An 11,502-nucleotide genomic window follows, 5' to 3' on the forward strand; every position below is an offset into this window, starting at 1 on the left:
GGCAAACGGCATGTAGTTCGCACGCGTTTTGCACGGCACGCCGAACCCGCCGGCCGACAGGATGGCACCCGTTAAGGAAATTCTGATGAAACACACCGTATCCGCATCGGTCATCCTGCTTTTGACCGCTTGCGCGCAATTACCTCAAAATAACGAAAACCTGTGGCAGCCGTCCGAACACACCCGCAGTTTCACGGCGGAAGGGCGGTTGGCAGTCAAAGCGGAAGGGAAAGGTTCGTATGCAAATTTCGATTGGACATACCAACCGCCCGTGGAAACCATCAATATCAACACCCCTTTGGGCAGTACGCTCGGGCAGTTGTGTCAAGACAAAGACGGTGCGTTGGCAGTGGATGCTAAAGGAAATGTTTATCAGGCGGAAAGTGCGGAGGAGTTGAGCCAGCAGCTTATTGGTTTCAACCTGCCAATCCAATATCTGCATATCTGGGCAGACGGCAGACGGGTTGCACGCGCACCTTACCGCATCCTTTCAGACGGCATATTGGAACAATACGGTTGGATAATCAGCAGAACCGCAGGCAGCGAAGGAAAAGCCCGCATCCTGCAATTGGATAACGGGAAATTGAACATCAGGCTGGTTTTCAGCGAAATCGGTATGCCGTCTGAAACCGAAACCCAGGAACGCTGTGCGGCGCGCATGAGATAAGGCGGACAGATGAATATTGCGGACGGACGGCAGGCGTTTCCCGCCCCTGCCAAACTGAATCTCGATTTGAGGATTACCGGCAGGCGGGAAGACGGTTATCATAATATCGAAAGCATATTCTGCCTGATAGATTTGCAGGATACCGTATATTTGAAACCGAGGGACGACGGCAAAATCATCCTGCACAATCCAGTTGACGGAATGCCGCAGGAAGCGGATTTAAGCTACCGTGCCGCATCATTACTGCAAAAATATGCGCGCAACCCCGACGGCGTGGAAATATGGCTGGACAAAAAAATCCCGACAGGGGCGGGTTTGGGCGGAGGAAGCTCGGATGCGGCAACCGTTTTGCTGGTGTTGAACCGTTGGTGGCAGTGCGGGCTCACAACGCCGCAGCTGATTGAACTGGGTACAACACTGGGTGCGGACGTGCCGTTTTTTATTTTCGGCAAGAATGCGTTTGCGCGGGGTATAGGCGACAGGCTGGACGAAATGGATATTCCGAAACAGTGGTATGTTATCGTCAAACCGCCCACCCACGTTTCCACCGCAAAAATTTTCACACACGAAGGCTTGACACGAAATTCCGCCTCAAGCATAATGCCGACTTTCCAAAACCTGCAACCGTTCAGAAATGATATGCAGGCAGTTGTATTTAAAGAATACCCTGAAGTTTGGAAAGCCTATTCCGAGTTGTCGAAATACGGTTCCGCAATGATGACAGGCTCAGGAGCCTGTATATTTGCAGCATTTCAAGATAGGGATAGCGCATACAATATATACCGACAAGTTTCAGGTTTGTACGAGGCATATTTGGCAGAGGGTCTTTCAAAACATCCTTTGTTGTCCGTATAAACATTGTTGGGGAGTCGTCAAGCGGTTAAGACACTGGATTTTGATTCCAGCATGCGAAGGTTCGAATCCTTCCTCCCCAGCCAGCCCTTTTTGGGGAGTCGTCAAGCGGTTAAGACACTGGATTTTGATTCCAGCATGCGAAGGTTCGAATCCTTCCTCCCCAGCCAAGTCAAACGAGTTGGGGAGTCGTCAAGCGGTTAAGACACTGGATTTTGATTCCAGCATGCGAAGGTTCGAATCCTTCCTCCCCAGCCAGACAAAAGCGTGTAAGCCTGCTTACACGCTTTTTATTTCATAGAAATAAAAATATTGAAATGCCTTTGTTTGTGTCGGATGTTGCAGGTATAATGTCGGGCTTGGTACAAGCGGAGGGAAGCATTGTGTTTTCTGAGCGGAAGTTAAACATAAAATCAGGTGAGAATATGGCTGCGTACGACAGTTTGATGGTATTTACAGGCAATGCCAATCCCGAATTGGCACAACGTGTTGTCAAGCATTTGGACATTTCTTTGGGCAATGCTTCCGTTTCCAAGTTTTCAGACGGTGAAGTTGCCGTCGAACTGTTGGAAAACGTACGCGGCCGTGATGTTTTCATCCTTCAGCCTACTTGCGCGCCGACCAATGACAACCTGATGGAAATCCTGACAATGGCGGATGCGCTCAAACGCGCTTCGGCAGGCCGTATTACCGCAGCTATTCCGTATTTCGGCTATGCGCGCCAAGACCGCCGTCCGCGTTCCGTCCGCGTTCCGATTTCTGCCAAACTGGTGGCAAATATGCTGTATTCGGCAGGTATCGACCGTGTTTTGACTGTCGATTTGCATGCCGACCAGATTCAAGGTTTCTTCGATATTCCGGTGGACAATATTTATGCCACCCCGATTCTGTTGAACGACATCAAGCAGCAGCGGATTGAAAACCTGACCGTCGTCAGCCCGGACATCGGCGGTGTCGTCCGCGCCCGCGCCGTCGCAAAATCCCTGAATGCCGACCTGGCAATCATCGACAAACGCCGCCCGAAAGCCAATGTGGCGGAAGTCATGAACATCATCGGCGACATTCAAGGCAGAACCTGTCTGATTGTGGATGATATGATCGACACTGCAAATACGCTGTGCAAAGCCGCCGTCGCCCTGAAAGAGCGCGGTGCAGAACGTGTCTTGGCATACGCCAGCCATGCAGTATTTTCCGGAGAAGCGGTCAGCCGTATCTCCTCATCCGAAATCGACCAGGTGGTCGTAACCGATACCATTCCTTTGTCTGAAGCAGCTAAAAACTGCGACCGTATCCGTCAGGTAACGATTGCCGGTCTGTTGGCCGAAACCGTCCGCCGCATCAGTAATGAAGAATCCGTCTCATATCTTTTCAATGAAGAAGTGATGACAGGCAGCATGTTGCTGCCGTAACCCCGATGCCGTCTTAAGCTGGTCGCGGCCGATGACGGTAGTTTTATTTAAATTGGAGTATTTAACATGACTTATGAAATTCAAGCTTCTGTTCGTGAAGCACAAGGCACTGGTGCGAGCCGCCGCCTGCGTCGCGAAGGCCAAATCCCCGGCATTCTGTACGGTGAAGGTCAAGAGCCCGTTGCGATTGCCGTAGATCACAAAACCGTATTCTACGCACTGGAAAAGGAATCTTTCCATACCGCGTTGATTAAATTGTCTCTGAACGGTGAAACTAAAGACGTTATCGTCCGCGATTTCCAAATGCATCCGTTCCGCCGCGAAGTTCAACACATCGACTTCCAAGCTGTGAAAGCCGATCAACTTGTACGTATCCGTGTTCCCCTTCACATCGTTAACGCTGAAAATTCCCAAGCGGTCAAACTGCAAGGCGGTCGCGTATCTCTGCTGAACACGACTGTTGAAGTGGTTGCGTTGCCTGCCAATATCCCTGCTTTCTTGGATTTGGATTGTGCCGAAGTGGTTGCCGGCGACATTCTGCATCTGTCCGACATCAAACTGCCTGAAGGTGTAGAAAGCGTTTCCCTGAAACGTAACGAAAATCTGGCTGTTGCCACCGTTACCGGTAAAAAACGCTAATTGATTGAAAAGCAGGCGGTACGTATATGATGCGTACCGCCTTATTGTTTTTGGTTGTGTTTCAATATTTGGTTGATTTCATCCGTTTATAAGGGAAAACCGCTTATTTTCGTTTGGGTAGAAATCTATCTAGGTGTATTGCGCGACAACGGATGGTTAGCTTAAAAACGGCATTTCGTACCGGATGAAAATGAAGAAGATATGTCGTTCACATTCCAGTAGCTGTCCGGCTCGAACCGGCTATCAGAGATAGTCGGTCAACTTTTACCCTGAAAATCACTTTTCTTTCAACTTTTGAAACATCCCGATAAAAGGATATTTTGTAACCCGCTCTTGATGGACATAGTTATGGCAACCGAACCGAACCGAACCGAACCGAACCGAACCGAACCGAACCGAAATTATACACGATTTAGAAAATAATTTCAAACAAAACAACATATTAAAACTCAAACAAATCTTTCCTGAAGTCTTTTGCGAAGACCAAATCGACTTTGAAAAGCTCAAACTCGTCCTTGGCGCAGAAAACCTTGCCGGCGCGGGCGAACGTTATCAGCTCGATTGGGCGGGCAAAACCGCCGCATATCTCAACCTGCAAAGCCCCACTTCCCGCACCCTCGTTCCCTGCAAAGAAGAATCCGCAGATTTCGACGGTACGCAAAACGTGTTTATCGAAGCCGAAAACCTCGAAGCACTGAAAATCCTGCAAAAATCCTACGCCGGCAGCGTAAAGATGATTTACATCGACCCGCCCTACAATACCGGCAACGATTCCTTCGTCTATCCTGACAAATTCTCCGAAAGCCGCGAAGAATACGCCCGCCGCGTGGGCGATACCGACGACGCGGGCTACCTGAAGCGCGACGGCGTATTCCAGGGCGCGTGGCGCAAAAACGGCAAAGACAGCGGCCATTACCACAGCAACTGGCTCTCCATGATGCTGCCGCGCCTGCATCTGGCGAAAACTCTGCTGCGCGAAGACGGCGTGATTTTTATCAGCATTGACGACAACGAACAGGCGCAGTTGAAATTGTTGTGTGATGAAGTGTTTGGGGTGGAGAATTTTGTTGGTCAGTTTCCTTGGCGCAAACGCACGGCAAAATCGGACGTGCCGTTCGGCGTTTCCGCCGATTATGAATATCTGCTTGCCTATGCCCGCAGTAATGCCTTTATTGCCAGTATCGATGCGGAAGAACGCAGATATTTTGAAACCGATGATTTCCCGAATCGCCCGTGGCGGACGCATGATTTGACAAAACAGACGAGTGCCGCAGAACGCCCAAACAGTTTTTTCACTATGATCAATCCAAGAAACGGGAAAGAATATCCGGCAAATCCATTAAGGACATGGGCGATTACGGAAGAAACATTTCAAGAGTATTACGATGCGGGGAAAATCGTTTTTCCCGATGATTATGACTTTCTTAAAATCAAAAATCCTGTTATGCGTTATTTCAAAGATGACGATATGGGGAAAGCCGGGGAACGTTTCGGGCGCAAGGCAGTCAGCACAAGGCTGCCTGAAAATGTCGGTATGTCGCTGAACGGTACAAAAGAAATTACCGAATTGTTTGAAGGCAAGTTATTTGATTTTCCCAAACCGTCATCCCTAATCAAATACTTATTGCAAATCCTACATGTTTCAGACGGCATTATCCTAGACTTCTTCTCCGGTAGCGGCACCACCGCCCATGCCGTGATGCAGCTTAACGCCGAAGACGGCGGCTGCCGCCGTTTTATCTGTGTCCAACTCCCCGAAGAAACCGACGAAAAGTCCGAAGCGCGCAAGGCGGGTTTCGACACGATTGCCGAAATCGCCAAAGAACGCATCCGCCGTGCGGGCAGGCAGGTTTCAGACGGCCTTCAAAGCGGTCAAAACGTGGATACGGGCTTTAAAGTCTTCAAACTTGCCGAAAGCGGTTTCAAACAATGGCGGCGGCCCGGACAAGCCGATACGGAAGCCCTGCAAGGCGAATTGTCCTTGAATATCGATTCCGTGTTGTCTGAAATGCCGTCTGAAAACCTGCTCTGCGAATTGATGCTGCGTTTAGGTTTGAAGCTGACTTGCAAGGTTTCGCTTTCAGACGGCGTGTATTTCGTGGAAGACGAGGATACGGGCGGACTGTACGCCTTCCTGCTGGAACGCGTGAATCAGGATTTGATTGATGCCGTGCTGGCGAAGCATCCCGTCAAGGTGGTGGTTTTGGACAGGCTGTTTGAGGGAGACGACGCGCTCAAAGGCAATACCGTATTGCAGATGAAGGATGCGGGCGTGATGTTCGAGTGCGTGTAGGGAGAAAACGATGGAATTGAAATTTGAAGAACTGCCCTATCAGCTTGATGCGGTAAATGCCGTTGCGAATCTTTTTGCAGGGCAGCCGAACCACGCCCGGACATTTGATTTGACCAGTCAGGGGACGGGGCGGTTTGTCGGCAACGGCTTGGATTTGGATTGGGAAACGCTGGGTCGGAATCTGAATGCAGTGCAAAAGCAAAACGGACAGCCTGAAACGGAAATCGGCGCGCACGGGCTGAATTTTTCTCTGGAAATGGAAACGGGTACGGGCAAAACCTATGTCTATCTGCGCACGGTTTACGAATTGAACAAGCTCTACGGCTGGAAGAAATTTGTCATTGTCGTACCGAGCGTACCGATACGCGAAGGCGTGTTGAAAAGCCTGGAAATTACGAAGGCACATTTTGACGGAGTGTTCGGCAGGCCCGTGATGCGTTATGCGGAATATTCAAGCGGCCGGTTGTCGGACTTACGCGCTTTTGCGGTAAACGACCACATCGAAATTTTAGTGATCAACATCCAGTCGTTTGAAAAAGATGGAAACGTGATCAACAAGGTAAACGAAAGCGGAGAAGCACCGATAAAGTTTGTTCAAGAAACGTGTCCTATCGTCATCATCGACGAGCCGCAGAATATGGAAACGGAAGGCCGTCTGAACGCTTTGGAATCGCTCCATCCGCTTTTTACCCTGCGCTATTCGGCAACGCATAAAAAACCGTACCACAAGGTGTACAGCCTGAATCCCGTACAGGCATACAATTTGAAGCTGGTCAAGCAAATCGAAGTTTTGCCGGTATTGGCGGAAAACGATGTGAACGGCGCATTTGCGGAGCTGTTGGAAGTGAAACAGGCGGCCAAAGGCAGTCTGAAAGCCGATTTGAACATTCATTATCAGGATAAAAAGGAAACCAAGAAGAAAAAGGTATCCGTCAAATCGGGAGACGATTTGTTTGAAAAATCGGGCGGCAACGAAGCCTACCGCCACGGTTTCATCATCGACGGCCTGGATTTTGAGAATCAGGAATTGGCGTTCTCAAGCGGTAAAACCATTATGCGCGGCGGAGACGGCGATGCGGTGCGCGATGAGATCATGAAAAACCAAATCCGCGAAACGGTAAGGGAGCATTTGGCGAAGGAGAAACGGCTGAATCCGCTGGGGATTAAGGTGCTGTCGCTGTTCTTTATCGACCGCGTGGAGAATTACCGCACAGAAGACGGAACGGCAGGCAAGTTTGCCCTTTGGTTTGAAGAAATCTATCGGGAGCTTGCAGGCAATACCGATACGGCGGGCGTACACGACGGCTATTTCTCGCAAGACAGGAAAGGCCGTCTGAAAAACACCGACGGCACGACGCAGGCGGACAACGATACCTACCGCCTGATTATGCGCGACAAGGAAACCCTGCTTTCCTTTGACAGCCCGCTGCGCTTTATCTTTTCCCATTCCGCGCTGAAAGAAGGCTGGGACAACCCCAATGTATTCCAAATCTGCACGCTCAACGAAACCCGCTCGCCGCTGAAAAAGCGGCAGGAAATCGGGCGCGGGCTGCGTATCGCCGTCAATCAGGAAGGACGGCGCGTGCGCGATGAAAACGTGAACATACTGACCGTTGTGCCGAACGAAAGCTACGAATTGTTTGCCGCAAATCTGCAAAAGGAATACGAAGACGAATGCGGTATCAAATTTGCCGCCGAAAACATCAAAAACGGCAATAAGAAGAAAAAACAGCTGTTCCGCAAAGATTTTCCGCTCGATCCCGAATTTCAGGCAATTTGGGACAAGTTGAAATACAAAACGCGCTACCGCGTGCGCTTCGATACGGAAGAATTGATCAAACAGGCTTCGGCGGCGGTGGCAAACCTGCCGGAAATCCAAAAGCCGAAAATCCGCGTCCGCAAGGCGCAATTAAAACAATCACAAACCTATGGTATCGAAACAGTCGAAATTGCCAGCCGCAGCCGTGAAATGGACGTTCAATGGGAGATTCCGGACATACTCGGCGAAATCCAAAGAAAAACGGGGCTGACGCGGCGCACGGTGTACGAGATCATCATACAGTCAGGCCGTCTGAAAGATGTTCCGGGCAACCCGCAACGCTTCATCGACCTTGCCGCCGAAGCGGTAAACCGCAGCCTGCACGCATTGATGGCGGCAGGAATCGAGTATGAGCGAACCGGCGAAGTGTACGACCAAAAGCTGTTGGAAGATATGGCGCACGAAGGCATCGAGTTTTATGAAAACAATTTTACGTTTGCAGTCGGTAATCCGCAAAAAACCATTTGCGAAAACTATATCCCTCTGGATTCCGGCACGGAACAAGCCTTTGCCCGAAATTGCGAGGATTATGATGCCGAAAATGAAGGCGGCGTGGTGTTTTACTTCAAACTGCCCGGCTGGTTCAAAATCCCGACCCCGCTGGGCAATTACAATCCCGATTGGGCGGTGGTAAAACAGGTTCGGGACAAAGTGTATTTCGTTGCAGAAACCAAAAATACCGGCAAAGGCATTCAGGCGGGGGTAGATGCGGGCAAGCTGCGCGAAAACGAACGGCTGAAAATCGAATGCGGTGAACGGCATTTTGAAGCACTGGGCGGTTTGGCATACCGTGTTGTGGAAAAAGTGGGGGACTTAAAGTTAGAAAAAGAGGAGCAGGCTTGAAATATGCTGTCCGCTTTGTTTTCCGTTGACGTTTCCGCCGCGCCTTTTGTGGAGGTTTCTTCTGAAAACCTGTGTTTGGGTTTCTGCTGTCGGGAGGAAAAGGAATTTTGCAAAGGTCTCAAGCTTATTGTCCCGTCAGGCGTGCCCAGAGTTTTTTCCACCAGTTTTTCTTTTCTACGTCCTCCAACGCGGCGATTTCTTTTTCGGCAACAGTATGTCCGTTTTGTCTGATTTTGATTTTTCCTAGGACCTGCCCTTTTCTTACTGGTGCACGGAGCGGCTGTATGGTTTCCAGAATTTGTTCGGCCGTTTTTGCTTGGGTATGCGGTAGGGTGATATAGACTCCTTTCGGAAAACCCGCATGGACGTTTTTTTTGCTTCCGCCCAAGACTTGTATTTTGGTAACAATTTCGCCTGCCGAATGGATTTTCGGAGTGTCAAAGGATTGCAATGCCCAGTTCAGCAGCTTGCTGTTGTCCGATGCGCGTGTTTCCGCCGATTCCGAACCCAATGTGATGACAAGGATGTGCCTGCCGTTGCCGGAGTATGACACGGCAAGGTTGTAGCCGCCGCTTTCTGTGTGTCCGGCTTTCAGACCGTTTACATTGTTGTCCCTATATAAAAGGATATTGCGGTTGTTTTGTTCTATGTTTTTGAATTTGAAAGATTTGATGGAAAACAGCGGGTAATATTCCGGAAAGTCGCGCATCAATGCTTCAGACAGCAGGGCGAGGTCTTTGGCGGTGGAAACCTGTCCTTCTCTACTCAAGCCTGTCGGGTTTTTGAATACGGTGTTTTTCATGCCCAGGCGTCGGGCTTCTTTGTTCATTTGTTGCACAAAATTTTCAATCGAGCCGTTGCCCAGCCGGCCGGCAAGGGTTAGGGCGGCATCGTTTGCGGATAGGGCAATCATGCCTTTTAAGAGTTTGTCGGTGCTGACCGTATCGCCGGGACGTACAAACATTCTGCTTCCTTCTGAAGCCCATGCGGATTCGGGTATTTTTAAGTTTTCTTCAGATTGGATATTTCCTGATTTCATGTTTTTGAAAACCAAATATGCAGTCATCAGTTGGGTTAGTGCCGCCGGTTCTACGGGGGTATTGATGTTTTTGGCGGATAAAGTCTGTTTGCTTTGAAGGTCGATAACGATGTGTGCCGCTGTGAGGGTTTCGGGTGTTTGGAGCGAGGGGGCGGCGTGTACCGTCGGTCTGTTGGGCGCGGGCGATGCAGCCGTTGCGTGAGAAACGCCTAAGATAATGGAAAGCAGGACGGGCAGGATTTTATGTGCTGTCATGAAATATTCTAATTGTGTGAGTGTTTCAGCCTGCCGATTATACGCTTAGGGTGTCTGATCGGGCGGATTTTTCTTGCTTTCGGGCTGTCTTGGGCGTATGGTTTGGGGTTTTGCGATTTTAACAAACCGATTATCCCATATTGAATTATGAACACGCCCCTTCCTTATTCCGATTACCTTATCCGCATCCTGACGGCATCTGTCTATGATGTGGCGGTCGAAACGCCTTTGGAACCGGCACGCAGCCTTTCTGTACGTTTGAAAAACAACATCCTTTTGAAACGCGAAGATTTGCAGCCGGTTTTTTCGTTCAAAATACGCGGTGCGTACAACAAAATGTCCAAGTTGCCGAAAGATGCGCTCGCTTGCGGCGTGATTGCGGCAAGCGCGGGCAATCATGCTCAAGGCGTGGCATTGTCCGCACAGCGTTTGGGCTGCCGTGCCGTTATCGTTATGCCGGAGACTACGCCGAAAATCAAAGTGGATGCGGTCAAAAGCCGTGGCGGCGAGGTGGTTTTGCGCGGTGTTTCATACAACGATGCCTACGATTATGCGATGGAGCTGGCGGAACAGGAAGGGCTGACCTATATCGCACCGTTTGACGATCCTGATGTGATTGCGGGACAGGGGACGGTGGGGATGGAAATTGTCAGCCAACATCCCGATTCAATCCGCGCCGTATTCGTACCGATAGGCGGCGGCGGTTTGGCAGCGGGCGTGGCGGCATTTATCAAACAGGTTCGTCCCGAAATCAAAGTTATCGGCGTACAGACCAACGATTCCTGCTGTATGAAGCAGTCGATCGAAGCGGGAGAAATCGTCCATTTGAAAGATGTCGGGCTGTTTTCAGACGGCACTGCGGTCAAAGTCGTCGGCGACGAAACCTTCCGCCTCTGCAAAGAACTTTTGGATGAAATCATTACGGTCGATACCGATGCGGTTTGCGGTGCGGTCAAGGATATTTTCGATGATACGCGCAGCATTACCGAGCCGGCCGGCGCGTTGGCATTGGCAGGACTGAAGGCTTATATCGCACGCGGCGGCATCAAGGGGCAGACCTTGATTGCCGTTACCAGCGGTGCGAATATGAATTTTCACCGTTTGCGCCACGTTTCGGAACGGAGCGAATTGGGCGAGGGCAACGAAGGTATTTTTGCCGTTACCATCCCTGAAGAACGCGGCAGCTTCCTTAAGTTTGTCAATATATTGGGAAATAGGAATATTACCGAGTTCAACTACCGCTACGGGGACGATGAAAAAGCGCATATCTTTGTCGGACTTCAAGCGGCAGGCCCGCAGGATTTGGCGGTTATCGGCAGCCGGTTGGATGAGGCGGGATTGCCCAATGTCGACCTGACCGATGATGAGATTGCCAAAATCCATATCCGTTATATGGTCGGAGGACGGACGGACAAAGTAGAAAACGAGCGTTTGGTCAGTTTTGAGTTTCCGGAGCGTCCGGGGGCGTTGGCGCGTTTTTTGAACCATATGCAGGGCGGTTGGAACATTACGCTCTTCCATTACCGCAACCATGGTGCGGATTACGGGCGGATTTTGGTCGGTATCGACGTGCCGCCGCATGATGCCGCCGCATTTGACGGTTTCTTGGAAAGTCTGGGATACAGCTATCACGAGGAAACGCAAAATGCCGCGTACAAGCTGTTTCTTGCCTGATGCTTGAAAGCA

The 11,502-nt window shown here is 50.3% G+C and carries 9 protein-coding genes and 3 tRNA genes; 10 read left to right on the forward strand and 2 right to left on the reverse strand.

Annotated elements, in window-relative coordinates:
- The first annotated feature begins 85 nt into the window (after nucleotides 1-85).
- The 7 genes from Q9J80_RS01360 to Q9J80_RS01390 all read left to right on the forward strand — a co-directional run bounded on the left by Q9J80_RS01360 (nucleotide 86) and on the right by Q9J80_RS01390 (nucleotide 3,567).
- Nucleotides 86-667: an outer membrane lipoprotein LolB gene (locus Q9J80_RS01360; protein ID WP_304671457.1), complete on the forward strand. Its 582-nt coding sequence runs from the start codon at nucleotides 86-88 to the stop codon at nucleotides 665-667.
- Between the two features lie 9 nt (nucleotides 668-676).
- The gene (gene ispE, locus Q9J80_RS01365) at nucleotides 677-1,522 is read left to right on the forward strand and encodes a 4-(cytidine 5'-diphospho)-2-C-methyl-D-erythritol kinase (RefSeq protein ID WP_304671458.1); all 846 of its coding nucleotides are present in this window, start codon (nucleotides 677-679) and stop codon (nucleotides 1,520-1,522) included.
- A 7-nt stretch (nucleotides 1,523-1,529) separates the two neighbouring features.
- Nucleotides 1,530-1,605 (forward strand) — tRNA-Gln (locus tag Q9J80_RS01370).
- 8 nt (nucleotides 1,606-1,613) lie between these two features.
- Nucleotides 1,614-1,689, forward strand: a tRNA-Gln gene (locus Q9J80_RS01375).
- A 12-nt stretch (nucleotides 1,690-1,701) separates the two neighbouring features.
- Nucleotides 1,702-1,777 (forward strand) — tRNA-Gln (locus tag Q9J80_RS01380).
- A gap of 167 nt (nucleotides 1,778-1,944) precedes the next feature.
- Entirely contained in the window at nucleotides 1,945-2,928 is a 984-nt protein-coding gene (locus Q9J80_RS01385; RefSeq protein ID WP_301673634.1) for a ribose-phosphate pyrophosphokinase, read from the forward strand.
- Between the two features lie 66 nt (nucleotides 2,929-2,994).
- Nucleotides 2,995-3,567, forward strand: coding sequence for a 50S ribosomal protein L25/general stress protein Ctc (locus Q9J80_RS01390; protein ID WP_003678083.1), 573 nt, complete (start codon nucleotides 2,995-2,997; stop codon nucleotides 3,565-3,567).
- 442 nt (nucleotides 3,568-4,009) lie between these two features.
- Here the strand turns inward: Q9J80_RS01390 and Q9J80_RS01395 are convergent, their stop codons facing one another.
- On the reverse strand, nucleotides 4,010-4,165 hold the full coding sequence (locus tag Q9J80_RS01395) for a hypothetical protein (protein ID WP_301673635.1): 156 nt from the start codon (nucleotides 4,163-4,165) through the stop codon (nucleotides 4,010-4,012).
- A gap of 66 nt (nucleotides 4,166-4,231) precedes the next feature.
- On the opposite strand from Q9J80_RS01395, the gene Q9J80_RS01400 reads away from it, so the two are divergent.
- Nucleotides 4,232-5,860, forward strand: a complete 1,629-nt coding sequence (locus Q9J80_RS01400) for a site-specific DNA-methyltransferase (RefSeq protein WP_304671459.1) — start codon at nucleotides 4,232-4,234, stop codon at nucleotides 5,858-5,860.
- Between the two features lie 10 nt (nucleotides 5,861-5,870).
- Nucleotides 5,871-8,522, forward strand: a complete 2,652-nt coding sequence (locus Q9J80_RS01405; protein WP_304671460.1) for a restriction endonuclease — start codon at nucleotides 5,871-5,873, stop codon at nucleotides 8,520-8,522.
- A gap of 124 nt (nucleotides 8,523-8,646) precedes the next feature.
- On the opposite strand, the gene Q9J80_RS01410 is transcribed toward Q9J80_RS01405, so the two are convergent.
- Nucleotides 8,647-9,816, reverse strand: coding sequence for a D-alanyl-D-alanine carboxypeptidase family protein (locus tag Q9J80_RS01410; RefSeq protein ID WP_301673638.1), 1,170 nt, complete (start codon nucleotides 9,814-9,816; stop codon nucleotides 8,647-8,649).
- 147 nt (nucleotides 9,817-9,963) lie between these two features.
- Here Q9J80_RS01410 and ilvA point away from each other — a divergent pair, with 147 nt between their 5' ends.
- Nucleotides 9,964-11,490, forward strand: coding sequence for a threonine ammonia-lyase, biosynthetic (gene ilvA, locus Q9J80_RS01415; RefSeq protein ID WP_301673639.1), 1,527 nt, complete (start codon nucleotides 9,964-9,966; stop codon nucleotides 11,488-11,490).
- Nucleotides 11,491-11,502 lie beyond the last annotated feature (12 nt).

It is taken from the genome of Neisseria blantyrii (assembly GCF_962747855.1).
GTDB lineage: Bacteria > Pseudomonadota > Gammaproteobacteria > Burkholderiales > Neisseriaceae > Neisseria > Neisseria viridiae.